Below are 24667 nucleotides of genomic sequence, written 5' to 3'. Positions count from 1 at the left end.
TGTTTCTGCGCGCGGTCATACACTCTCACGCACTCAAGAAAAAGCCCCGGCCCGAGGTGGGCCGGGGCAATAATCACGCGGGATTACTTCACGCGGTGCCAGTCAGCGACATTCCACAGCTCAGAGTCCCAGGTGTTCAGCACAACACCACCCAGGGTGTTTGCGTGGGCCGAGACGCGACCACGGTCAACCAGCGGGATCTTCACGTAGCTGTCTTTGGTCAGCATGTCGTTTAGCTTACGACCCAGCTCACCACGCTTGGCCAGCGAACCGGTTTTGGCCAGTTCAGCAACCAGCGCGTCGAATTCTGGGTTGCAGAAACGGTTGATGTTCTCACCCTGCCACTGCGATTCAGGCTTAGGTGCCTTATCACAGGTGTTCTGTGCCAGATACGACTCAGGGTCGGTACCGTCGAAGTTGTTGGCGTACATTTCAGCGTCAGCGTAGAACTTCTGGAAGGTGTCAGGCGAACCCGGGTCACCACCGAAGAAGACCGATGCCGAGATGTTGCGCAGTTCGGTTTCAACACCGATTTCGCTCCACCACTGTTTGATCAGAGCCTGGAAGTCCTGACGAACGGCGTTGGTCGAGGTCTGGTACAGGATCGACAGTTTAACGCCGTCTTTGGCGCGGATGCCGTCAGCACCTTTAACCCAGCCAGCTTCGTCCAGCAGTGCGTTGGCGCCAGCGATGTCCTGGGTCAGACAGTCGGTGTTGTCGGACGCGTAGATCGCCGGTGCAGGCACCAGGTTACAGGTCGGACGACCTGCTTTGCCGTAGCCGATTTCCACCAGCAGTTCGCGGTCGATGGCCATCGACAGTGCTTTACGCACGCTCAGGTCCGACAGGAACGGGTGGGGGTGGGCTGCGGTCGAACGCTCGCCTTCGGGCAGATCGGGCGACGGGTTGGTCATGTTCATTTCGATACGCTCAACCAGCGAACCGAATGCTGCAACGGTTTTACCCTTGCCGCCTTTTTCCATGTTCGCGATGACCTCAGGGGCCAGCTGCAGGTTCCAGGCGTAGTCAAATTCACCGGTTTCCAGAACGGCACGACCAGCTGCGGTTGCGTCGCCGCCACCTTTGAAGGTCAGGGTCGCGAATGCAGGCTTGGCTGCGTCACGGTAGTTCTGGTTGGCTTCCATCGAGATCACGTCGTTCGGCTTGAACTCGGTGACAACAAACGGGCCGGTGCCGATCGGGCCAAAGTTGGCGGTGGTGCACTCAGGGGCTTTGGCGCCCATGCAGTCCGCGAACTGAGCCGCCTGAATGATCGGAGACTGACCACCCATGAACGGGCCATAGGGGTTCGGCTTGGGTTCGCCGAAGGTCACTTTCACGGTCAGGTCGTCAATAACGTCAACCGACTCAACACCTTCGAATTTCGCCAGCTGTGCGCAGCCACCCTCGGGGTGCATGCAGTAGTCGGCGGTGAACTTAACGTCAGCCGAGGTCAGAGCGGAACCGTCCGACCATTTCAGGCCCGACTTCAGTTTCCAGGTGATGGTTTTCAGGTCTTCCGAAACACCGCCGTTTTCCAGGGTCGGGATTTCTTCGGCCAGGTAAGGAACCAGCGCGCCGGTCGGGTCGTAACGGCCCAGCGGCTCGATGACGAGCGAGGCGGACTCGATGTCCTTGGTGCCGCTCGACAGATACGGGTTCAGGATCGAAGGCGCCTGCCAGTAGATGATGTTGACGTGGCCGTCGGAACCGCGCTCAGCGATTGCAGCCGGTGCCAGGGCGGTCGCAGCGACGGCACCTAGCATGAGAGTTTTAATTTTCATTTTCCACTCCTTGTTGGACACCCAGTTAAGTGTCTCAAGTTCCCCATACGGGGGGATTAAGACCCTTCGCCGGGCCATGATTCTATCCGCGGGTGCAACCTGATCGTCAGATTCCGGTTAATTTCGTTGGTGATTATCCCCGAAAGCCCCACGGCTGGCCGCATCTCAAACTGATTAATTCGAAAAAGCAAGGGGTAGTACGCGGGTCTTTTACCGCTCGGCACGGTAGATATACGGTATCTGCATAGGGTTAGCGGGCCATATGCAAATTTTGCATAAAGTCATGCATTTCTTGGGCGTCGCTAAAGTAGAAATGCGCCTGTTTAATCACCTAATGATATACGGATTTGACACTGGCTTTGGGCTGTCTATAGCGTCGCCTGAAACAACGATACCAAAAATGGATCAGGGGAATGCTGGATCAACCGATTGCAAAGATCGAAAACCTTCGGGTTGAATTTCAGACCAAGGACGGGCCCGTCGTTGGTGTGGAAGATGTCTCATTTGACGTAAATCCGGGTGAAACCGTTTGTATCGTTGGGGAATCTGGCTCCGGTAAATCGGTCTCCAGCCTCTCCTTGATGCGTCTGGTTGAATTTGGCGGCGGCGAAATTGCCGGCGGCCGACTGCTGTTTGATCGCAAAGAAGGTGAGCAGATCAACCTGGCTGACACCGATCAGGATCTCATGCGGACGATTCGCGGCAATGAGATTGGTATGATATTCCAGGAACCAATGACCGCGCTGAATCCGGTGTTCACCGTGGGCCGTCAGCTGACTGAGGGTCTGCGCCTGCACAAGGGTCTGTCTAAAAAAGAGGCAGAGGCCCGCGCGTTGGATCTGTTGAAGCAGGTCCGCATCCCGGAACCGGAGCGTCGGCTGAAACAATACCCCCACGAACTGTCCGGCGGCATGCGTCAGCGTGTTGTGATCGCCATGGCGCTGGCCTGTGAGCCGCGTCTGTTGATTGCGGATGAGCCGACCACCGCGCTGGATGTGACCATTCAGGCAGAGATCCTGGCCCTGATGGATCGTCTGAAACGTGAAACCGGCACGGCCGTGATGTTCATCACCCACGACATGGCGGTTGTGGCGCAGATGGCGGACCGCGTGGTTGTCATGTTCCGCGGCAATAAGGTCGAAGAGGGCACGGTTAAGGAAATCTTTGAGAACCCGCAGCACGACTACACCAAGGCGCTGCTGGCCGCGGTTCCGAAACTGGGTGAGATGAAAGGCAAGGCGCTGCCGGAGCCGATGAAGCTTCTGGGCCGTGAGAACCAGAACCTTGACCCAATCGCCGGCACTGATGAGCCGCTGCTGGAAGTGAAGAACCTCATCACCCGTTTCCCGGTGAAGGGTGGCTTCTTCCGCCGCACCGTTGCCAATGTGCACGCGGTTGAGGATGTGAGCTTCACCCTCAACAAAGGGCGCACTCTGTCGCTGGTGGGGGAATCGGGCTGTGGTAAATCCACTGCTGGCCGGTCGATCCTGCGTCTGGTGGAACCGCAGGCGGGCCATATCAACATCGATGGCAAAGACATCATGGCGCTGGATCACAATGAACTGCGCGCCGCCCGTCTGGACATGCAGATGATCTTCCAGGATCCCTTTGCCTCGCTGAACCCGCAGATGATGCTGGGCGATCAGGTGGCCGAGCCGATGCGTAACTACGGCACCCATTCCAGCGGTGAGATGCAGAAACGGGTTGAGATGCTGTTTGACCGGGTCGAACTGCCGCGCAGCTTCCTGCGCCGCTACCCGCACGAACTGTCCGGCGGTCAGCGTCAGCGTGTGGCGATCGCCCGTGCTTTGGCGTTGAACCCCAAGCTGATCATCGCTGATGAGGCAGTATCGGCGCTGGACGTTTCGGTACAGGCGCAGGTTTTGAACCTGATGATGGAATTGCAGGCGGAACTGGGCCTGTCCTTCCTGTTCATCAGCCACGACATGGCCGTGGTGGAACGGGTCAGCCACGATGTGGGCGTGATGTATCTGGGTCGGATCGTCGAACTGGGGCCGCGTCAGGCCGTGTTCGAAGATCCGCAGCACCCCTACACTCAGGCGCTGATGAAGGCGGTTCCAATTGCGGATCCGAACCAGCGCAAGTCTGAGCGTGAGCTTAACTTCAAGCCGATCCCATCGCCGATCCACCCCGTTGGATATGAGCCGGGCCCGTCTGAGTACAAGGAAGTGAGCCCCGGCCACTTCGTGCTCACCTCGGAAAGCGGTTACTGATCAACACCTTGGCGGCCTTCGGGCCGCCAAGCCTTTGGGGGCTGGCCCTGCGGCTGATCGGCAGTGCCCTGCGCGACCCCCGTAGTTTCACTTGATTGACCTTTGCCGGTCCCTGTGGTCGGTTTTGGCCTTCTGCACAGTTTGGCGTTTTTACATGTCTGCCCTGATTGACCGCTCAGCTTCCGATTTGGCACCGGCCTTCACCGGTGCTTTTGGGGTGGCGGTGTCAATGCGTTGCCGGCTCCGATGCCGATATTGGTAAAGCACTGAAAAGGATCCCCATGACCACCCTCCTGACCCCCCGTGAGATTTTGGACAAGCTGGTGTCGTTCCCGACCGTAAGCCGGGACAGCAACTTGGACCTTATCGATTGGGTTGAGGATTATCTGAACGGTCACGGGATCACCTGCCACCGCCAGTATAATGAGGCCGGGGATAAGGCCGGGCTCTGCGCCCATGTGGGCCCTGAGGTTGCTGGTGGCATCGTGCTGTCGGGTCACACGGATGTTGTGCCGGTGGACGGCCAGCCCTGGACCACCGACCCTTTCACCGTGGTGGAAAAAGACGGCAAGCTTTTCGGGCGCGGAACCTGCGACATGAAAGGCTTTGACGCGCTGGCCATCTGGGCGCTGGTGGAAGCCAAGCGTCAGGGCGTCACACGTCCGCTACAAATTGCGCTGTCCTATGACGAAGAAGTGGGCTGCGAAGAGGTGGTGCCGCTGATTGAGGAAATGCAGAAACATCTGCCGCGCGCCTCCGCCGTGATTGTGGGGGAGCCTTCGATGATGAAGGCGGTCACCGCCCATAAAGGCGGGCGCGCGTTTGACATTCATGTGCATGGGTTTGAGGTGCATTCCTCGCTGATCCACACCGGGGTCAATGCCATCATGTTTGGCGCCAAGCTGATCGAATGGGCCAATGAGATGAACGCGGCGCAGGCCGCCGGCACCCCGTCGGAAACGGCGGCGCTGTTTGTGCCGCCCTGGACCTCGACCCATGTGGGCACGATTTCCGGCGGTACGGCAGGCAATATCACGGCCAAGGACTGCACCTTCGAAATCGATTTCCGCAATGTGCCTGATGAAAACAACGACGACTGGGAGGCGCGGCTGCGCGCCAAAGTGGCCGAGGTTGAGGCTGAGATGAAGGCCATCGTGCCGGACACCTGGATCGAAGTGACCCCAACCTATGACCTGACCGGGCTGGCGCCTGAGGTTGACGGCGAAGCCGAAGCGCTGGTGCGCCGCCTGACCGGGGACAATTCGCAGAATGTGGTGAGTTACGGCACCGAGGCCGGTCATTTCCAGAACGATGGCTATTCCACCGTTGTCTGCGGCCCGGGCGACATCGCTCAGGCGCATCAGCCGGATGAGTTTCTGGAGGTTGCCCAGCTGGAGGCCGGTCAGCGGTTCATGGTGAAACTGGTGCAAGAGGTGCTTGCATGACGCCATTTCCATTGGGCCTTCAGTGCCCGGTAGAACATGACGGTCCCTTGCCCGATGCGGTGGATGTGGCCATCGTTGGCGGCGGCGTCATCGGTGTGATGAGCGCGCTGTTCTTGGCCCGCAAAGGTCTGAAGGTTGCGGTGCTGGAAAAGGGTCGGGTTGCAGCCGAACAATCCTCACGCAATTGGGGCTGGATCCGCCAGACCGGGCGCGACATGGCAGAATTGCCCATCGCGACTGAGGCCAATCACCTCTGGACCCAGCTGCAGGGTGAGGTGGAGGAAGATCTGGGCCTGGCCCGTCTGGGTGTGGCCTATCTGGCCGAAAGTGAAAAAGAGGTCGCCGGCTATGAGGATTGGCTGCAAAAGGCCAGCGCCCATGGCGTCGACAGCCGGATTTTGACCGCCGATCAGACCGCTGATCTGCTGCCCGGTGCCACAAAACGTTTTGCAGGCGCGCTGCACACACCATCCGACATGAAGGCAGAGCCTTGGGTGGCCGTGCCGATCTTTGCCCGCGCGGCAGCTAAGGCCGGTGTGGTGATCCGTGAAAACTGCGCCGTACGGGCCTTGGACATCGCCGCGGGCAAGGTGGCAGGTGTGGTGACCGAAAAGGGCCGGATCAAGGCGGATCATGTCATGGTCTCGGGCGGTGCCTGGTCGGCGCTGTTCCTGCGCCAGCACGGTGTAAACCTGCCGCAGCTTTCGGTGCAGGCGCAGGTGCTGGCCACCGAACCCCTGCCTGCGCTTGATCTGCCAGCCGCCGGCAACAATGCGCTGGCGTTCCGTCGCCGCGCGGACGGGGGCTTTACCCTGGCCGCAGGGGGCTGGCACCGGCTGTTTATCGGCCCCGATGCCTTCCGCCATCTGGGGGCCTATATGCCGCAAATTAAGGCGCATCCTTTCGGGGCAAAGTACCACCCGGCCGCGCCCAAGGGCTTCCCCGATGCCTGGGGCACCAAACGGCGCTGGTCGTCACAGGACGAAAGCCCGTTTGAACGCATGCGGGTGCTGAACCCGCAACCCACTATGGGCTTGCATGAAAAAACGCTGGCCGCCTTTGGGGCGTTGTTCCCGCAGCTGGGCACGCCGCGGATCAAGGCCGTTTGGTCCGGTATGATTGATGCAATGCCGGATGTTGTGCCGGTGGTCGATCACGCGCCGCTTGAGGGACTAAGCATCTGTACCGGCATGTGCGGTCATGGCTTCGGCATTGGTCCGGCCTTTGGTCGCATCATGGCCGATCTGATCACCGGGGGCGCACTGGGGCATGACCTCAGCCGCTTCCGCCTGTCGCGCTTCAGCGACGGATCAAAACTGGAATTGGGGCCGGGCCTCTAAGGCCGGGTTGAGAAGAGGGAGACCTGAAATGCCGATTAAGAACCGCGTGGCAGAACTACACGGTGAGATCACCGAATGGCGCCACGACTTCCACCAGCATCCTGAGGTGATGTTCGATGTGCATCGCACTGCCGGCGTGGTGGCCGAAAAACTGCGCTCCTTTGGCTGCGATGAAGTGGTTGAGGGCATTGGCATCACCGGCGTTGTGGGCACCATCAAGGCCGGCACTTCGGACCGGGTGATTGCCCTGCGCGCCGATATGGATGCGCTGCCGATGGATGAGATCACCGGTCTGGACTATGCCTCCAAAACTCCGGGCGCGATGCATGCCTGCGGTCATGACGGTCACACCGCCATGCTGCTGGGTGCGGCGAAATACCTGGCCGAGACCCGCAATTTTGATGGCACCGTGGTGCTGCTGTTCCAACCCGCCGAAGAGGGCGGGGGCGGGGGCCTCAAAATGGTTGAAGACGGCTGTATGGACCGCTGGAACGTGGATGAGGTCTACGGCCTGCACAACGCCCCTGGCGTGCCGGTGGGCGAATTTGCCATCCGTCCTGGACCGCTGATGGCCTCCGCGGATGAGTTGGAGATCGTGATTGAAGGCAAGGGCGGTCACGCCGCTGAGCCGCATCAGACCATCGACACCACCCTTGCGGCGGCCCATGTGGTGGTTGCGCTGAACTCGATCGTGTCGCGCAACGTTGATCCGGTGAAACAGGCGGTTTTGACCATCGCCACCTTCCTGACCGAAAGCGACACCCAGAACGTGATCCCGCAGACCGCCAAGCTGCGCGGCACGGTACGCTGCTTTGAACCTGAGGTGCGTGACCTGATGGAGGCGCGGGTCAAAGCCGTGGCCGAAGCTACCGCCGCCGCATATGGCGCCACCGCGCGGGTCGACTACATCCGCGGCTACCCGCCCACCGTCAACAGCGACGCCGAAACCGCCCATGCGGTTGAGGCCGCGCGCGCCGTTGGCACCAAGGTGGAGGCCAACACCGCCCCCATCATGCCGGCAGAAGATTTCTCCTACATGCTGGAAGCGCGTCCCGGCGCCTATATCTTCCTCGGTAATGGGGATAGCCAGGCCTGCCACCACCCCGCATATGATTTCGCAGACGAAGCCGCGCCGTATGGCACCAGCTTCTTTGCCGAATTGATCGAACGACGACTGCCGCGCGCCTGAGCGCGGCCAACACCATCTGGAAGGACGTAAGATGCCCACCAAGAACCGCTTTGCTGAACTGCAGAATGAGATCACCGAATGGCGCCGTGATCTGCACGAAAACCCTGAGATCCTGTTCGAAACCCACCGCACCAGCGCCATTGTGGCCGACAAGCTGAAAGAGTTCGGCTGCGATGAGATCGTCACCGGCATCGGCCGCACCGGCGTTGTTGGCGTGATCAAAGGCAACAAGACCGGCTCGGGCAAGGTCATTGGCCTGCGCGCCGATATGGACGCGCTGCCGATCCACGAACAGACCGGTCTGGACTATGCCTCGAAAACCCCCGGTGCGATGCATGCCTGTGGTCACGATGGTCACACCGCCATGCTGCTGGGGGCTGCGAAATACCTCAGCGAAACCCGTAACTTCGACGGCACTGTTGTGGTGATCTTCCAGCCCGCCGAAGAAGGTGGCGGCGGCGGTCGTGAAATGTGCGAAGACGGTATGATGGACCGCTGGGGCATTCAGGAAGTCTACGGCATGCACAACTGGCCGGGCCGCCCGCTGGGCAGCTTCGCCATCCGTCCGGGCGCCTTCTTTGCGGCCACCGACACCTATGAGATCGTTTTTGAAGGCCGCGGTGGCCACGCCGCCAAGCCGCAGGAAGTGATCGACACCAACGTGATGACCGCCACGGCCGTGACCACGCTGCAGTCGATCGCGTCGCGCAACGCAGACCCGGTGGATCAGATCGTTGTGTCGGTCACCTCGATGGAAAGCTCCTCCAAGGCGTTCAACGTGATCCCGCAGCGCGTCACCATTCGCGGCACCGTGCGCACCATGTCCAAAGAGATGCGTGATCTGGCCGAAAAGCGGATCAATGAGATCTGCAATGGCGTTGCGGCCACTTTTGGCGGCACGGCGGATGTGAACTACATGCGCGGCTATCCGGTGATGGTGAACCACGATGAGCAGACCCAGTTTGCCGCCGATGTTGCCAAGTCGATCACCGGCCAGTGTGACGAAGCCCCGCTGGTCATGGGCGGCGAAGACTTCGCCTTCATGCTGGAAGAGCGCCCCGGCGCCTATATTCTGGTCGGCAACGGTGACACCGCCGCCGTGCACCACCCGGAATATAACTTCAACGACGAAGCCATCCCTGCCGGCTGCAGCTGGTGGGCCGAGATCGTCGAACAGCGCATGCCCGCCGCCTAATACGCCGGGTTCGGTATGAGATGAGAAAGCCGGGCAGGGGAACCTGTCCGGCTTTTTGCGGCTGGTGAGGGGCTTTGGGCCGTTTTACCGGGGGGGCACTAAGACCCTTCTCCGTTTTGTTCGAAGGTTCCTTAGCGGACAATCCCGACTTCCACTTCCCTTCTATGGATGTCTGCTACCGATACCTTCTGACGAGTCGTTGAAACCAGTTCAAAGTGTTCTTTCTATCCCATTCCAACTTGGCCTTTGCAAATTTGTATTGCGCGTCTTGTAAGTCCTGTAAGCCCTTATCCGGCAACGCGTTACGTTGCAGAAAATTCAATGCATGCCCAGACGCAACATGCGCATGATCGATTTGCACTTGCGGCGACAGCAGCATAGATGCATCGCGGTCCGCGCCAACAAGAACAGATTCCACGACTTCTTCGTTCGTCGATAACTCTTCGATGTACCGAGAGACTTGTTCTGAAGACAGAATGCCGGTTCTTTCAGCGATGTATTGTTGAAGAGGAACGGATCGTATATTTTTTGTCAAAGCTAACCCTCACATCTAGTTAGCAGTCTCATAGCAGTCTCATAGCAGTCATTCGCTGACATTGCTGCATCAGTAAGAATGGGCTCAATGCAGTCCCCAGCGTTACCGCATGTCCCCCAAGATGTGCTTGCAGTCCGTTGTTCCTCGCAAAACCTCCCCAACGAATGAGCCCATGGGTCTTACCCCGCCAGCAGGTCCCGGTAGATCTTGATCAGCGCGTCGGCTTCTTGGTGCAGTTGGAACTGGTCCAGCACCCTTTGGCGGGCATTTTCAGACCATGCGCTCAGGCGGGCGGGGTCCGACAGGATCGCTTCTGTCGCGGCAATCATCTGGTCCAGATCGCCGGGATCCACCAGCGTGCCGGTTTCCCCTTCGGCGATCAGCTCTTCAAAGGCGCCGACGCGGGTTGCGATGGAGGGGGTGCCGCAGGCCATGGCCTCCAGCGGGGTAAGGCCGAAACCTTCCCAGCGTTGCGGCGCGATGTAGAGGTCCAGCACCTGATAGTATTTCGCCATTTCCCAGACAGGCACCTCGGGCAGGAACAGGATCCGGTCGCTGAGGCCGGCGGCGGCAACCTTGTCTTTCAGGCCCTGTTCGAAATCCTTGTGCTGATCGGTGGCGCGGCCCATCACCAGACCGTAGGCCCCTGGGTGATTGGGCAGGGTTGCGATCATCGCGTCGACAAAGACATCGGTGCCCTTCTGGGCGCGAATACGACCGTAGCAGCCGATGAGCGTGCCGGCCTCAGGCAGGTTCAACTCCGCGCGCAGGGCAGGTTTATCCGCGGTGGGGCTGAACTGTTCTGCGTCAATGCCGTGGTGGATGACAGTGGCGGGGCGGTCCAGATAGGCGGCGGTTTTGGCCGAGGTGGCGACAACTGCATCCATTTGTTTGATCAGCCATTTGGTCAGCCCGGTGTGGTGGCGCTGCGAGGCGGAGGTGAACATCAGCTTCAGCTCTTTGCGCAGGATATGTTTCAGCGCCAGACCGCCCAGCATCTCGATGTTGCGCCGGGCGTGCCAGACCCGGGCGCCAGAAGGCCCTTTGCGTGACATGGTCAGCAGCGCGGACAGCGGCACATGTGGCACGTGATCGGGGATCACAGGCCCCACGGCGGCAATGGGCAGGGTTTCGGCCTGCAGGGGCACCAGACGGATCACCGTTGACGTCACACCGGACAGACGGCGTTTGAAATTGGGGGCCAGCACATCCAGCGTCGCGGTTTTTGGCTGTGGCATCCGGGTATCCTTGCGCATCAGTTCGGGCGTTGCGGCCTCAAGTTACTGCGGCCCACGTCTCTTCGGCCCTGTCTAGCCGTCTTTCAGCAGTGCGGAAAGCTCTGAAATCATCTGATCCAACCCCTGCATCTGGCCGCGGGCGAAGTCCTGCGCGGCGGCGCTTTCGGCGGCGCGGTGATCGGGATCGTTCAGCAGGATGGTGATGGCCTTTGCCAGCTCAGCACTGTCGGACACTTCAACTGATCCGCCGGCCTTGGCAAACTCGGCGTAGCTTTCCGCGAAATTGGCATAAAGCGGGCCGTGCAAAACCACCGCGCCGGCATGGGCCGGCTCAAACGGGTTATGACCGCCTACTGGTGTCAGGGACCCGCCCAGAAACACCAGCGGTGACAGGCTGTAAAACAGACCCATCTCCCCCAGGGTGTCGGCCAGATAGACCTGCGCGGTGGGGGCCTCACCGCGGCTGCGCAGGCTGTGGCGCAGCCCGGCATTGGCGATCATCTGCTCAATCTCAGGTGCGCGTTCCGGGTGACGCGGCACCAGAACCAGCAACAGGTCCGGGTGGTCACTCAAGAGCGCTTTGTGCGCTTCCAGCACCGCCAGTTCCTCGCCCGGATGGGTCGAGGCGGCGATCCAGATCGGGCGCGCACCGATCTGCTTTTGCAGCTGGCTCAGCGCTTCGGTCGGGACCGGCAGCGGGCCTGCGGCGGATTTCAGGTTCTGCCCTTTGGCGCAGTGCGATGGCTCTGCGCCGAGCGCCAGCAACCCGTTCAGCGTGGCCTGATCTTGGGTGCGGATCAGCGCGAAGCGATCCAGCAACATCCTGGCTGAGGCGGGGAATTTCCCCCAATTGCGCAAGGACCCTTTCGACATGCGGGCATTCAGCAGGGCCAGCGGCGCCACAGCACCTGCGCGCCTGATCATCTGCGGCCACAGCTCACTTTCGACAAAGGCGATCAGATCCGGGCTCCAATGGTTCAGGAACCGGCGCAGGGCCCCGGCACTGTCGAGCGGGGCAAACTGGTGATGACAGCGCGCGGGCAGGCGTTTGGCCACGATCTCGGCCGAGGTGGCTGTGCCCGAGGTTAGTAGGAACTGCAGCTCGGGGTGGCGCGCACCCATCGCCTCAATCAGGGTCAGGGCCGACAGGCTCTCCCCGACGGAGGCCGCATGGCACCACATCAGCTGACCCGCCGGGCGGGACAGGGTGGCATGGCCCAGCCGTTCGCGCAGACGATCCGGGGTGACACCCGCCGCTGCAAGTTTTTTCGCCACTTTACGATAGGCCAAAGGCGCCGCCAGATTGGCGACGCCAGAGTAAATGCGATAGGTCAGTGTGGGCCCGGACAGGGGGCCCCGATCTGCGGGCATGGTCCGTCCTTAGCCGCCGGTGTGGCTCATGTGGCGCGACATCTTCCCGCCCACTTCCTGACGGGAATAGTCAAAGTCGTGGCCCTTGGGTTTCAGCCCGATTGCGGCGCGGATCGCCTCATAGAGTGGCTCTTCGTGATCAGGGTTGTTGCGAAGGGCAGGGCGCAGGTCTTGCCAGCCTTCCTGACCCAGACAGGTGTAGATCTCACCGGTGCAGGTCAGCCGCACCCGGTTGCAGCTTTCGCAGAAGTTATGGGTCATCGGGGTGATCAACCCCACCTTCTGGCCGGTTTCTTCCAACCGGATGTAGCGTGCAGGGCCGCCGGAACGTTCGGCCAGATCGGTGATCTGATAGCGTTCGCCCAGCTGAGCGCGCAGATCGGTCAGCGGCCAATATTGGTCCAGACGATCCTCATTGCCGATATCGCCCATTGGCATCACCTCAATGAAGGTGATGTCCATGTCACGCTCATTGCACCATTCGACCATGTCGAACAGCTCAACATCGTTGAAGCCCTTGAGGGCCACCGCGTTGATCTTGACCCGCATCCCGGCCTTCTGCGCGGCATCGATGCCTTTGATCACTTGCGGCAAACGGCCCCAGCGGGTGATGTCCGCGAATTTCTGATCGTCCAATGTGTCGAGCGAGATGTTCACGCGTCGTACGCCAGCGGCATAAAGGTCATCGGCAAAGCGCGCCAGCTGCGATCCGTTGGTGGTCATCGTCAGCTCTTTCAGCGCGCCGCTGTCCAGATGGCGCGACATCGCGTCAAAAAATGTCATGATGCCCCGGCGCACCAGAGGTTCACCGCCGGTGATCCGCAGCTTTTCAACACCAAGGTTGATAAAGGCCGAACACATCCGGTCCAGTTCTTCCAGCGTCAGCAATTCCTTTTTCGGCAGGAACTTCATGTCTTCGGACATGCAATAGACGCAGCGGAAATCGCAGCGGTCGGTCACCGAAATGCGCAGGTAGGTGATCGCACGCGCAAAGGGATCGATCAGTGGGGGCAGGGTCTTGATGCTCATGGACAAGAACCTATGACGCCGCCCCCGGCGCGGCAAGGGTAAGATTGTCCGATTTCGTGCCCGAGCTTTGTTGATTGGGGGTCAGAATGGGCGTAGCCTTGGGGCATGAAACAGATTGCCTTGATCCTTTTGCTCGCCTTTGTCCTCAGCGCCTGTTCCGATCTGCCGCTGATGGAAAACCTCACCGATCGTCCCTGGCTGCGTGAGGCGCCGGGCAGCAATACGCAAACCGCGCAGTCGCTGCCGGATACGGGCGATATTGAGGTGGCTGCATTACCGGATCCTGATCCCGAGGCCGCGCGCCCGGAACCGGCGGCCAGCGGTCTGTTGGGCACCACGGTTGCCTCACTGGGGGATGCCACACGCGAAGGCTTCTGGATGGAAACCCCGCTGGTGGACACTGCAACCAAAGGCAAAGTGCGCTATCCCAAAACCGGCCGGGAGGTGAAGGTGGACCTGATCCCACGGGCGGGTGCGGTCTCAGCGGGCTCGTCGCTGTCACTGGGGGCGATGCGTCTGCTGGATGTGCCGCTGACCGGGTTGGCTGAGGTTGAGGTGTTCCAGCTCTAAGGCTGTTATGACCTGCCGGAGGGGCTGATGCTGACGACTGTGGCCTATGCCTACGCTTTAATCTGCTGCTGCGTGATCGGGTTTCAGATCGCACTGATCGCCGGTGCCCCCTGGGGGCGTATCACGCAGGGCGGGCAGGTCGATGGCCCGCTGCCGCGTCGGGGCCGGGTCCTTGCCGCGGTTTCGATCTTTATCTTGGCCTTTATGGCCCTGTCGGTTCTGTCAGCCGCCGGGTTGGTCGTGGACTGGCCGAAATGGACGGCTTGGGTGGCGCTGGTGGTGCAGGCGCTGTCTGCGCTGGCCAATTGGATCACCCCATCCGCCCCGGAACGTCGCCTTTGGGGGCCAATCACCACGGTGATGCTGCTCTGTGCTGGCTATGTGGCCATGAGCGCTTGAGTACAGTTTGTCAGAGGTCACAAAAGCAAAAGCCCCGCTGGATTGGCGGGGCTTTGTCATTGATCAGGCGCGTTACTCAGGCCAATTCATCAGGCCAGCTCATCCGGCAGGTCGGTGATATCCGGGCCATCGTATCCATCCCCATCCTGCCATTCAGGCCGCGGCTGTTTGGCGGCGGCGCCTTCGGGTTTCGGGGGCAGATGTTTGCCGGCCTCCTTGCGGGCAAAAGGCTTCATCGCTTTGCCATGTTCACGCAGGAAGGTGATGACACGGTCGGCGTCATGTTTGCTGAGATCGCGCAGCCACCAGGCCACGGATTTCTGGATGAACCACTCAGGATCCTGCACATAGCCCGCTGCCCAGGTCAGCACCCGTTCACGGATCTCCAGATCCTGCGGTTTGGGGTTGTTCTGTTTGGTCCAGGGCAGGGTGATGACCATCGCCGCGCGCCGCGTCCAGTGATCGGGGGAAGAGGTCCAGGCCTCCACCTCATCCAGACGGGACGGATCGGCAACCACACGTTTCTGACCGGCCATCATGGCGTGATCGGCAATTGCCCAGCTGTCAAAGTCAGCGACCCAGGAGGTGATCAACTCCCACACCGGCTGATCGCCCTTGATCCGCGCCTGTGTCAGCAGTTTCGCAGCCGCTAAACGGCATTCAAAGATGTTGCTGTCCCAAAGCGCGCGGGCCAGATCGACGCGGCCCTGCACATCCAGACCTTTGCGCCACTCTTTGGCCAGGTCATTGATCGCCGGGTTGGGCACGCCCAGATATTCGCGTGGCACCTTGTGATACTCGGCCATGCCTTCGGCGCGGCCGGGTTCAACATGGGCCTTTAGCGCGGCCAGCGCCTCTTCATAGGTCATTCTACAGTCACCGATTTTGCGAGGTTGCGCGGCTGGTCCACATCGGTGCCCTTGGCAACGGCGGTGTGATAGGCCAGCAGCTGTGCAGGCACTGCGTATAGAATGGGCGACAGCACGGGGTCAATGGCGGGCAAGGTAATGGTCTGCCAGGCGTCGCCTGCGGCTTCAACTGTACCCTCGGCGTCAGTGACCAGCATCACCTTGCCACCGCGGGCCAGAACCTCCTGCATGTTCGACACGGTCTTATCAAACAGCCCGTCGCGCGGTGCCATGACAACCACCGGCAGGTGTTTGTCGATCAGCGCGATGGGGCCGTGCTTCAGCTCGCCTGAGGCATAGGCCTCGGCGTGGATGTAGCTGATTTCCTTCAGTTTCAATGCGCCTTCCAGCGCCAGCGGGTACATCAACCCACGGCCCAGGAACAAGACATCGCTGGCCTCGGACAGTTTGCGCGCGGCATTGGCGATGTTGCCGTCCTGCTCCAACGCGGTGTTCAGCGTGTTGGGCAGGGCGCGGAGGCCAGACAGCAGATCGCTCAGCCGTTCCGATGTCAGGGTGCCGCGCTGCTCGGCCGCTTTCAGGGCCATCATCAACAGAACCGTCAGCTGGCAGGTGAAGGCCTTGGTGGAGGCGACGCCAATTTCAGCACCGGCCAGAATCGGCAGGGCCAGATCGCTTTCCCGCGCGATGGAGCTTTCGGGGACGTTCACCACGGACAGGATCTTGTCGGCCTTGCCGTCGCAATAGCGCAGCGCCGCCAGCGTGTCGGCGGTTTCGCCCGACTGGCTGACAAACACCGCCACGGTGCGGGCGGGGATCGGCGGTTCGCGGTAGCGGAACTCGGACGCGATATCGACCTCAACCGGCATCTGCGCCAGCTGTTCAAACCAGTATTTCGCGGTCAGACAGGCGTAGTAAGCGGTGCCACAGGCCACCATGGTCATCCGGTCGATTTGGGTGAAGTCCAGATCACCGGGCAGGGCCACAGCATTGCCGTCATCGCTGAGGTAATGGCGCACCGCTTCACCGATCACGCGGGGCTGTTCGGCGATTTCCTTGGACATGAAGTGTTTGTGGCCACCCTTGTCCACGCGGGCGTCATCCATGCGGATGGTGCGCATTTCGCGGTTGGCCAATTCACCTTGGGCATCGCGGATCACCAGTGATGTGCGGGTCAGGACGGCCCAGTCACCCTCTTCCAGATAGGTGATTTTATCGGTCATCGGGGCCAAGGCGATGGCGTCGGAGCCGACGAACATCTCCCCCTCTCCATGGCCGATCGCTAGGGGGGAGCCTTTGCGGGCGGCGACCATCAGGTCCTCTTCTCCTTCAAACAGGAAAGCCAGTGCAAATGCTCCATCCAACTGCGCCAAAGTGGCCTCGGCCGCATCCACCGGTGACAGCCCGTCCGCCATAAAGGCCTGGGTCATCAGGGCGATGGTTTCTGTGTCGGTCTCAGTCGTGAAGCTGATGCCCTTCGCGGCCAGTTCCGCCCGCAATTCGCGGAAGTTTTCGATGATCCCGTTGTGGACCACGGCGACAGGGCCGGCCTGATGTGGGTGGGCGTTGCCAATGGTCGGCGCGCCATGGGTGGCCCAGCGGGTATGGCCGATGCCGGATTTCCCGGCCAGCGGTTCATGCACCAGCAGGTCCGACAGGTTCACCAGCTTGCCCACCGCGCGGCGGCGATCCAGCGTGCCGCCGTTTACGGTGGCAATACCCGCACTGTCATAGCCACGATATTCCAGACGTTTCAGCGCATCGACAAGGATCGGCGCAGCTTCATGGCTGCCGAGGACTCCAACAATACCGCACATCTTATTGGTTCCCTTCGGATTTTTCTGCCGCTTTGGCTGCGTCGCGTTTGGCCTTTTTGGCCAGCAGCATATCGTACAGCTTGCTGGCAAAGCCGGGTTTGTTTTCCTGACGGGCGCGGGCCACGGCCAGCGCGTCCGCTTCCACGTCTTTGGTGATGACGGAGCCCGAGCCGGTCATCGCACGGTTGCCGACCTTCACCGGGGCCACCAGCATGGTGTTGGAGCCGATGAAGGCGTGGTTGCCAATCTCGGTCCGGTGTTTCAGCACGCCGTCATAGTTGCAGGTGATGGTGCCGGCGCCGATGTTGGTGGCCGCCCCGACGGTGGCATCGCCGATATAGCTCAAGTGGTTGACCTTGGCGCCTTCGTCCAGCACGGCGTTTTTCACCTCAACAAAGTTGCCGATGCGCACCTTCTCGGCCAGCTCGGCACCGGGGCGCAGACGGGCATAGGGGCCAACTTGGGCGCCTTGGCTGACGTGGCAGCCCTCCAGATGGGAAAAGGCGCGGATTTCTGCACCGGATTCAATGGTGACACCGGGGCCGAAGACCACATTGGGTTCAATCACCGTGTCGCGGCCCACATAAGTATCATGTGCGAAAAAGACGGTTTCGGGCGCTTGCAGGGTCACACCGTTTTCCAGCGCCTCAGTGCGGGCGCGTGCCTGAAACAGCGCCTCCGCCTCGGCCAGTTCAGCGCGGGCATTGACGCCCAGCGTTTCGGCCGGATCACAGGTGACCGCGGTGGCTGACAGACCACGCTCCTGCGCAATGGCCACGATATCGGGCAGGTAGTATTCCCCCGCCGCATTGTCATTGCCGACCTGATCCAGCAGCTCAAACAGGACCTTGGCATCCGCCGCCACCAGACCGGAGTTGCACAGCGTGATCGCACGCTCCGCCGCGCTGGCGTCTTTATATTCGACGATCCGCTGCAGCTGGTCACCCTCCATGATCAACCGGCCATACCGGGCGGGATCTTCGGGCTCAAAGCCAAGGATGACCACATCATGTTTGGCGCGCGCTTCGGCCATACGTTCGATGGTTTCGGGCTGAATGAAGGGCGTGTCGCCGTAAAGCACGATCACACCGCCCTCAAAATCGGCCAATGCCTCGCGGGCCATCAGCACCGCATGACCGGTGCCTTTCTGCTCTTCCTGCAGCACCACCTCAGCGCGGTCGTCCCAGGCCTTGGCGGCCTTGCTGACCAGTTCCGCGCCGTGTCCGGCCACAACAACCAGTTTTTCAGGCTCCACCGCGGCACCGGATTTCATGGCGTGCACCAGCAATGGTGCGCCTGCGATCTTGTGCAGAACCTTCGGCAGGTCCGAGTTCATGCGGGTGCCCATGCCTGCGGCCAAAATAACAAGTGCCGTGCTCATGCTGTCCTCATCCAATATTTCTTCTTTGTAATTGCCTTGATCAGGTTTTATCCGCTTGCACAAGTGGCGCAAGACCGGCTCTGGTCACTTGTGATTGCGCCCTGCAACATGACGGGGCGTTGCCTGCGCGGATATTCGCCAATTGGTATTAATTTGAGGGACCAGAAATGAAAACGGTGATCTTTGATCTGGATGGCACTTTGGCAGACACCAGCGGCGATCTGATTGCGGCGGCCAACAGCCGGTTTCGCGCCCTGGGTCATGGCGACCTGCTGGATCCGGTGAAAGATGCAGAAACCGCGTTTCATGGCGGGCGGGCGATGTTGAAGCTGGGGTTCAGCCGTGTCGGACTGGCCGATATCGCCGCCGGGGTCGAAGCCAACTACCTTCCGTTTATTGACGCATACCGTGAGGCGATTGATGTGCACACCACGCTCTATCCCGGCACCATGGCCGCCGTGGGGCGTTTGAAAGCAGCCGGATACAAGGTGGGGATTTGCACCAACAAACCTGCTGCATTGGCGGAGGAGCTGATGACACGGCTGGGTGTGCGCGGCGAATTTGCCTCCCTCATCGGGGCCGATACATTGCCTGTGCGCAAACCCGATCCGGCGCCATTGGTGGAGGCGGTCAAACGCGCTGGCGGCGATCCGGCACAGTGTGTGCTGATCGGTGATACCGTCACGGACCGCAAAACCGCCGAGGCGCTGGGTGTGCCTTGTATTCTGGTCACCTTCGGTCCTGCGGGGCAGGGGGTTGAGGCGCTGAATCCGGAAGGTCTGATCGCCCATTATGATGCGTTGGACGCAGAGGTGGCGCGGCTGATTGGCCTGCCGGATGTGGTTGCCAATTGACCTGATTTGATCAAACGGTCAGAACAGGATCATGACTGAGAGATTTACCGGCACTTTCACCCAACAGGAACCGATCCCGGAAGAGGCGATCGAGGCCGCTGTAGCTGTGATGCGCAGCGGGCGGCTGCACCGTTACAACGTGGCGGAGGGCGAAGTGGGGGAGGTTGCGCTGCTGGAGCAGGAATTTGCCGCCGCGATGGGCAGTTCCTATGCGCTAGCGCTGGCCTCAGGCGGTTATGCGCTGGGCTGTGCGCTGCGGGCGCTGGATGTGCAGCCGGGCGATAAGGTGCTGACCAATGCCTTCACATTGGCCCCTGTACCCGGCGCCATTGCCGCTGTCGGCGCGGTGCCGGTGTTTGTCGGCGTGACCGAGGATCTGGTAATCGATTTGGCGGATCTGGAGGCCAAGGCGGATCAGGCTTCGGTCCTGATGCTGAGCCATATGCGCGGTCACCTCTGCGATATGGATCGGCTGATGGCAATCTGTGATGCCCATGACATTCAGGTCATTGAGGATTGCGCCCATACAATGGGCGCGCGCTGGAACGGGCGGTTGAGCGGCACTGACGGGGTGATCGGCTGTTATTCGACGCAGACCTACAAGCACATGAATTCGGGCGAGGGCGGTTTTCTGATCACCGATGACCCGCAGGTCATGGCGCGCGCGGTGATGCTGTCAGGGTCCTATATGCTTTATGATCGTCACCTTGCCGCCCCCGCGCCCGAGGTGTTTGAGTCGGTGAAATACGACACGCCCAATGTGTCGGGTCGCATGGACCATCTGCGCGCGGCGATCCTGCGGCCGCAGCTGCGCGATCTGGACCGGCAGGTGGCGCGCTGGAATGAACGCTATGAGGTGGTTGAGGTCGGGCTGCGCGAAACGCCCGGGCTGACCGTGATCGAGCGGCCTGAGGCGGAGCGCTATGTGGGGTCCTCCATCCAGTTTCTGCTGCTGGATTGGCGCGAGGATCAGATCGACGCGGTGCTGAAACGCTGTCTGACGCGCGGGGTCGAGTTGAAATGGTTCGGTGGCGCGGAACCCAGCGGGTTTACCAGCCGCTATGACAGTTGGCGCTATGTTGACGCTGCGCCAATGCCTGACAGTGACCGGGTGCTGAAAGGCATCGTGGACATGCGGCTGCCGCTGACATTTTCGCTGGAGGATTGCGCCCTGATCGCGCGGATCATCCGGGCTGAGGTGTCTGCCGTCTTTCAAGCTGGCTGAGGGCTGGAGCGAGCCGGGCGTTGCCCTAGTGTTTTTTGGGGCGTTGCTCACAGGTTTGTTTGGGGCTTCGCCCGCAGGTTTATTGGGAGGCTTCGCCCCCTTGGCCCTTCGGCCAATTCCCCCAGAGTATTTTTGAAACGTTGAAAGGACGTGGCGTCGGTTTGGCGTGGCGCGGAGTTGCGCGCGCTTGACGCGACTCACTTTGTTCGGCATTTATTGAACAAGTGTTCATTAAATTCGATGGAGGAGCCGGCACATGTTCAATGCGGTGATGAATTTTGATCTGGGCGAAGATGTAAACGCGCTGCGCGACATGGTGCACCGGTTTGCACAGGAACGGATCAAGCCGATGGCGGCTGAGATCGACGCGAAAAACGAATTTCCTAACGAGCTGTGGCAGGAAATGGGCGAGTTGGGCCTGTTGGGCGTCACCGTGCCCGAGGAATTTGGCGGCGCGGGCATGTCCTATCTGGCCCACACTGTTGTGGTGGAAGAGATCGCGCGCGCTTCGGCCTCGGTTTCGCTGTCATATGGGGCGCATTCGAACCTCTGCGTGAACCAGATCAAGTTGAACGGCAGTGACGAGCAGCGCGCCAAATACCTGCCGCGGCTGACCTCGGGCGAACATGTCGGAGCGCTGGCCATGTCAGAACCCTCGGCCGGGTCGGACGTTGTGTCAATGAAGCTGAAAGCGGAAAAGCGCAACGGCTACTATGTGCTGAACGGCAACAAATACTGGATCACCAACGGTCCGGATGCTGACACGCTGGTGGTTTACGCCAAGACCGATCCGGAGGGGGGATCCAAGGGGATCACCGCCTTTATCGTTGAAAAAGAGATGACCGGTTTCTCCACCAGCCCGCATTTTGACAAGCTGGGCATGCGCGGCTCCAACACGGCTGAGCTGATCTTTGACAATGTCGAAGTGCCGTTTGAAAACGTTCTGGGCGAAGAGGGCAAAGGCGTGCGCGTTCTGATGTCGGGCCTGGATTACGAACGGGTGGTTCTGGCTGGCATTGGCACCGGCATCATGGCGGGCGCCATGGATGAGGTGATGCCCTATATGGTGGAGCGTAAACAGTTCGGCCAGTCGATCGGGGACTTCCAGCTGATGCAGGGCAAGATCGCCGATATGTACACAAAAATGAACTCGGCCCGGGCCTACGTTTATGAGGTGGCCAAAGCCTGTGACCGTGGTGAGGTGACCCGTCAGGATGCGGCGGCCTGCTGTCTCTATGCCTCAGAAGAAGCCATGAACGTTGCCCATCAGGCGGTGCAGGCCTTTGGCGGTGCGGGCTTCCTGGCGGATGCGCCGGTGGCGCGGATCTTCCGCGATGCAAAGCTGATGGAAATCGGTGCCGGCACCTCTGAGATCCGCCGCATGCTGGTGGGTCGCGAGTTGATGAGCGCGATGCGCTGATCATGTTGACGGCGGCGGACAGCTACGGCGCGTTGATCCGGGATTTCCAGTGGGAAATCCCGGCAGCGCTGAACATGGCGGTGCAGGTCTGTGATGACTGGGCGGCGCGGGCCCCGGACCGGGTGGCGATCCGCGATGTCTCCAACGGGGCGGCCGAACATATCAGCTATGGCCGCCTGCGACAGATGGCGGATGGGTTGGCCCATGCGCTGGTGGCGCGTGGGGTGGCCCGCGGTGATCGGGTGGGCATTCTGCGCACCCAATCGGCCTGGACCGCCGCGGCGCATATCGCCTGCTGGAAGATCGGTGCGATCTCCATCCCGCTGTTCAAACTCTTTGGGGTGGAGGCGCTGATCACCCGGCTGGAAGATGCCGGTGTGGCGCTGGTCATTGCGGATGAAGAGGGCACCGAGGGCTTAAGCGAATGGCTGAAAGGCGCAGGCCGCCAGCAGCTGGTGCCAGAAGCTGAGGCCTTTGCGACCGAGCCGTTTCAGACCGTTGACACCGGGCCCGAAGATCCCGCCGTTTTGATCTACACCTCGGGCACCACCGGTGCCCCGAAGGGCGCGTTGCATGGCCACCGCGTGCTGATGGGGCATCTGCCCGGCGTTGAGATGAGCCATGATTTTCTGGGCCAAGAGGGCGATTGCCTCTGGACGCCGGCGGACTGGGCCTGGATCGGTGGGCTGTTTGACGTGCTGATGCCGGGGCTGGCGCTGGGCGTGCCGGTGGCGGCGGCCCGTATGGCCAAATTCACCCCGGACGAATGCCAGCGCATCATCGCCGAAGGCGGCGTGCGCAATATCTTTTTCCCGCCCACAGCGCTGCGCATGCTGAAAGCCGAAGGCGCGGTGATTGCAGGCCTGCGCACCGTTGCCAGCGGTGGCGAGCCGCTGGGCGCGGAAATGCTGGACTGGGGCCGGGCGGCCTTTGGCGTGGCGATCAACGAATTCTACGGTCAGACCGAATGCAACATGGCGGCCTCCTCTGCCTCCAGCCTGTTTGAGGCGCGCCCTGGCTGCATCGGCAAACCTGCGCCGGGGTTTGAGATCGGGGTTCTGGATGGCAAGGGCCAGCTGACAATGGGCGAGGGCGATGTGGCGATCAAACGCGGCGCGGCCTCGATGATGCTGGAATACTGGAACCGTCCCGAGGAGACGGCGGCGAAATTCCATGGCGATTGGCTGATCACCGGCGATCGCGGCATCTGGGACGGTGACTTCCTGCGTTTTGTGGGCCGTGAGGATGATGTGATCACCTCCGCCGGCTACCGCATCGGGCCAAGCGAGATTGAGGATGGCTTGCTGAAACACCCTGCCGTTGCGACGGTGGGCGTGGTTGGCAAACCCGATGATCTGCGTACCGAAATTGTGAAGGCCTATGTGGTGTTGAAACCCGGCTATGAGGCCTCCGATACCCTGGCGCGTGAGCTGCAGGATTTTGCCAAAGCCCGCATCGCCAAACACGCCTATCCGCGTGAGATTGGCTTTCTCGACGAATTGCCGATGACCGTCACCGGCAAGGTGATCCGCAAAGCGCTGAAAGCGCGCGCGGCGGAGGAGTTGCGATGAAAACCACGCAAACGCTCTCAGCAGCACTGCTCACTTTTTCCCTGTTCGCGTCTCCTGCATTTTCTGAGGGGGAGGCGTCGATAATTGATGCAATACAGACGTTTGACGGGTGCGCGGCTCAAACCCAATCGGTGCAAGGATTTTCGATGACTATGGACATCAAGTGCATCGAACGAGCGACGGACTATTGCGCTATCGGGCGGCCCATTGAGGCGCAGGTTTCTTGCGTGGATGCGATCACCCAACACGTTGAGAAAGCCAACATCGCGTTGCGTGACACTGTTCCCGAACGGCTTTTGGCAGACGGCGTGCGTTCCAAGATTTACGCACGAACCTACGCTCGCTTGATGTCTGGTGATGCCCCCTTATGCGACCACGTTCCAATTGAAAACTTTCCCCCCGTTACCTGGTGCACCTGGCTCCAAACCGCAAGCGATTGGACAGAATGGCGCTCACTGCAGCGTCAATCCCTGGAGGACTCAAAATGAAGCTGAATTCCCAAGCTTTGCCCTCCTTCGAAGGTTTCAAAGCCAATGTGGAAGCGCATGAAGAGACGCTGAGGGGCATGGTGGGTCGTAGGGCGGCGCGAAACATAGGGCGGCGCTCGATCCTGGGAGGGCATTTCCTGTCTTCGAAGGATCACTGCACACCAACGCGCGCACCACTGGGTGAGATCATCAATAGGCTGCAATGCGCCCTCCCATGGGGAGGGTCGGGCGCGGCCCGGCTTTGCCGGGCTATGGGATTTTCAGCTATGCTGTTCGTTGCCGGTGTGGCAGGGTCGGCCTCCAAAGCTCACGCAGATAGCGGACGGTTTGACGTTGAAGGCTATCTCACCAATTGCACTTCGCGTGTGACGCCCGGCCCATACCACGTGCCCATGGACACGCTTTGCGTCTCAACCGCGCAGCGGCTCTGTGACCTCGCCCATGCGCAGAGACAAACTGAGTCCTGTTTGGATCGCGTCAGCGATTGGCTGGAAAAAGAAACAGATGCGCTGGGATCCGTGCCAGATCCGAAGGTTTCTTTCCAGTTGATGGAACTGCCCACACCGGCGGAGCTTTGTGCGCAACAAAAGGTTCCCAACGTATCCCAAACGTCCCTGTGCCGCTACACGCAGGCGCACTCAACCTGGCAGAAATCTCGGGTTGTTTTCCATGCAGACAATGGGCGCAGCCCCGACACCCAATAGGAGTCCGCA

The 24667-nt window shown here is 60.7% G+C and carries 20 protein-coding genes; 13 read left to right on the top strand and 7 right to left on the bottom strand.

Annotated elements, in window-relative coordinates:
• Positions 1–83: 83 nt before the first annotated feature.
• Positions 84–1784 carry a peptide ABC transporter substrate-binding protein gene (locus tag ACORLH_RS13925; protein WP_321828975.1) on the bottom strand — a complete coding sequence of 567 codons (1701 nt, stop codon included), beginning with the start codon at positions 1782–1784 and terminating at the stop codon, positions 84–86.
• Positions 1785–2197: 413 nt separating this feature from the next.
• Between ACORLH_RS13925 and ACORLH_RS13920 the strand changes: the two genes are divergently transcribed.
• From ACORLH_RS13920 to ACORLH_RS13900, 5 genes are all read left to right on the top strand, one after another.
• A complete protein-coding gene (locus tag ACORLH_RS13920) occupies positions 2198–4018 on the top strand; it encodes an ABC transporter ATP-binding protein (RefSeq protein WP_321828974.1) in 1821 nt (606 codons plus the stop codon).
• A gap of 281 nt (positions 4019–4299) precedes the next feature.
• Complete coding sequence (gene argE, locus ACORLH_RS13915; RefSeq protein WP_321828973.1) at positions 4300–5463, top strand: acetylornithine deacetylase; 1164 nt, start codon at positions 4300–4302, stop codon at positions 5461–5463.
• Positions 5460–6803 carry an FAD-binding oxidoreductase gene (locus tag ACORLH_RS13910; protein WP_321828972.1) on the top strand — a complete coding sequence of 448 codons (1344 nt, stop codon included), beginning with the start codon at positions 5460–5462 and terminating at the stop codon, positions 6801–6803. The genes argE and ACORLH_RS13910 overlap by 4 nt, the downstream gene beginning before the upstream one ends.
• 28 nt (positions 6804–6831) lie before the next feature.
• Complete coding sequence (locus ACORLH_RS13905) at positions 6832–7992, top strand: M20 aminoacylase family protein (protein ID WP_321828971.1); 1161 nt, start codon at positions 6832–6834, stop codon at positions 7990–7992.
• A gap of 31 nt (positions 7993–8023) precedes the next feature.
• On the top strand, positions 8024–9187 hold the full coding sequence (locus ACORLH_RS13900) for a M20 aminoacylase family protein (protein WP_321828970.1): 1164 nt from the start codon (positions 8024–8026) through the stop codon (positions 9185–9187).
• A gap of 714 nt (positions 9188–9901) precedes the next feature.
• Here the strand turns inward: ACORLH_RS13900 and ACORLH_RS13895 are convergent.
• The 3 genes from ACORLH_RS13895 to moaA form a co-directional block, all read right to left on the bottom strand.
• Complete coding sequence (locus tag ACORLH_RS13895; RefSeq protein ID WP_321828969.1) at positions 9902–10960, bottom strand: glycosyltransferase family 4 protein; 1059 nt, start codon at positions 10958–10960, stop codon at positions 9902–9904.
• Positions 10961–11032: 72 nt separating this feature from the next.
• Positions 11033–12331 carry a 3-deoxy-D-manno-octulosonic acid transferase gene (locus ACORLH_RS13890; protein ID WP_321828968.1) on the bottom strand — a complete coding sequence of 433 codons (1299 nt, stop codon included), beginning with the start codon at positions 12329–12331 and terminating at the stop codon, positions 11033–11035.
• 9 nt (positions 12332–12340) lie between these two features.
• Positions 12341–13360: a GTP 3',8-cyclase MoaA gene (gene moaA / locus ACORLH_RS13885; RefSeq protein ID WP_321828967.1), complete on the bottom strand. Its 1020-nt coding sequence runs from the start codon at positions 13358–13360 to the stop codon at positions 12341–12343.
• A 105-nt stretch (positions 13361–13465) separates the two neighbouring features.
• Between moaA and ACORLH_RS13880 the strand changes: the two genes are divergently transcribed.
• Together ACORLH_RS13880 and ACORLH_RS13875 are read left to right on the top strand one after the other, a co-directional pair.
• The gene (locus ACORLH_RS13880; RefSeq protein ID WP_321828966.1) at positions 13466–13930 is read left to right on the top strand and encodes a hypothetical protein; all 465 of its coding nucleotides are present in this window, start codon (positions 13466–13468) and stop codon (positions 13928–13930) included.
• A 27-nt stretch (positions 13931–13957) separates the two neighbouring features.
• Complete coding sequence (locus ACORLH_RS13875; RefSeq protein WP_321828965.1) at positions 13958–14329, top strand: hypothetical protein; 372 nt, start codon at positions 13958–13960, stop codon at positions 14327–14329.
• Between the two features lie 89 nt (positions 14330–14418).
• On the opposite strand, the gene ACORLH_RS13870 is transcribed toward ACORLH_RS13875, so the two are convergent.
• The 3 genes from ACORLH_RS13870 to glmU are packed head-to-tail and all read right to left on the bottom strand — an operon-like array spanning position 14419 to position 18396.
• Positions 14419–15198: a DNA alkylation repair protein gene (locus tag ACORLH_RS13870; RefSeq protein ID WP_321828964.1), complete on the bottom strand. Its 780-nt coding sequence runs from the start codon at positions 15196–15198 to the stop codon at positions 14419–14421.
• Positions 15195–17015, bottom strand: coding sequence for a glutamine--fructose-6-phosphate transaminase (isomerizing) (gene glmS / locus ACORLH_RS13865; protein ID WP_321828963.1), 1821 nt, complete (start codon positions 17013–17015; stop codon positions 15195–15197). The genes ACORLH_RS13870 and glmS overlap by 4 nt, the downstream gene beginning before the upstream one ends.
• Before the next feature lies 1 nt (position 17016).
• Positions 17017–18396 (bottom strand): bifunctional UDP-N-acetylglucosamine diphosphorylase/glucosamine-1-phosphate N-acetyltransferase GlmU, encoded by a 1380-nt coding sequence (glmU, locus tag ACORLH_RS13860; protein WP_321828962.1) that lies wholly within the window; start codon positions 18394–18396, stop codon positions 17017–17019.
• 167 nt (positions 18397–18563) lie between these two features.
• On the opposite strand from glmU, the gene ACORLH_RS13855 reads away from it, so the two are divergent.
• The 6 genes from ACORLH_RS13855 to ACORLH_RS13830 all read left to right on the top strand — a co-directional run bounded on the left by ACORLH_RS13855 (position 18564) and on the right by ACORLH_RS13830 (position 24658).
• The gene (locus tag ACORLH_RS13855) at positions 18564–19250 is read left to right on the top strand and encodes an HAD-IA family hydrolase (RefSeq protein ID WP_321828961.1); all 687 of its coding nucleotides are present in this window, start codon (positions 18564–18566) and stop codon (positions 19248–19250) included.
• 31 nt (positions 19251–19281) lie between these two features.
• Entirely contained in the window at positions 19282–20475 is a 1194-nt protein-coding gene (locus tag ACORLH_RS13850; RefSeq protein WP_321828960.1) for a DegT/DnrJ/EryC1/StrS family aminotransferase, read from the top strand.
• Between the two features lie 256 nt (positions 20476–20731).
• Positions 20732–21895 carry an isovaleryl-CoA dehydrogenase gene (locus tag ACORLH_RS13845; protein ID WP_321828959.1) on the top strand — a complete coding sequence of 388 codons (1164 nt, stop codon included), beginning with the start codon at positions 20732–20734 and terminating at the stop codon, positions 21893–21895.
• Positions 21896–21897: 2 nt separating this feature from the next.
• Positions 21898–23466: an AMP-binding protein gene (locus tag ACORLH_RS13840; protein WP_321828958.1), complete on the top strand. Its 1569-nt coding sequence runs from the start codon at positions 21898–21900 to the stop codon at positions 23464–23466.
• Complete coding sequence (locus tag ACORLH_RS13835) at positions 23463–23954, top strand: hypothetical protein (RefSeq protein WP_321828957.1); 492 nt, start codon at positions 23463–23465, stop codon at positions 23952–23954. Before ACORLH_RS13840 ends, ACORLH_RS13835 begins: the two co-directional genes overlap by 4 nt.
• Positions 23951–24658 carry a hypothetical protein gene (locus ACORLH_RS13830; protein WP_321828956.1) on the top strand — a complete coding sequence of 236 codons (708 nt, stop codon included), beginning with the start codon at positions 23951–23953 and terminating at the stop codon, positions 24656–24658. The genes ACORLH_RS13835 and ACORLH_RS13830 overlap by 4 nt, the downstream gene beginning before the upstream one ends.
• Positions 24659–24667: the final 9 nt, after the last annotated feature.

It is taken from the genome of Thalassovita sp., assembly GCF_963691685.1.
Lineage (GTDB): Bacteria > Pseudomonadota > Alphaproteobacteria > Rhodobacterales > Rhodobacteraceae > Thalassobius.
The sequence above is the reverse complement of the archived record's forward strand: the minus strand, read 5'-3'. Positions and strand labels throughout refer to the sequence as shown.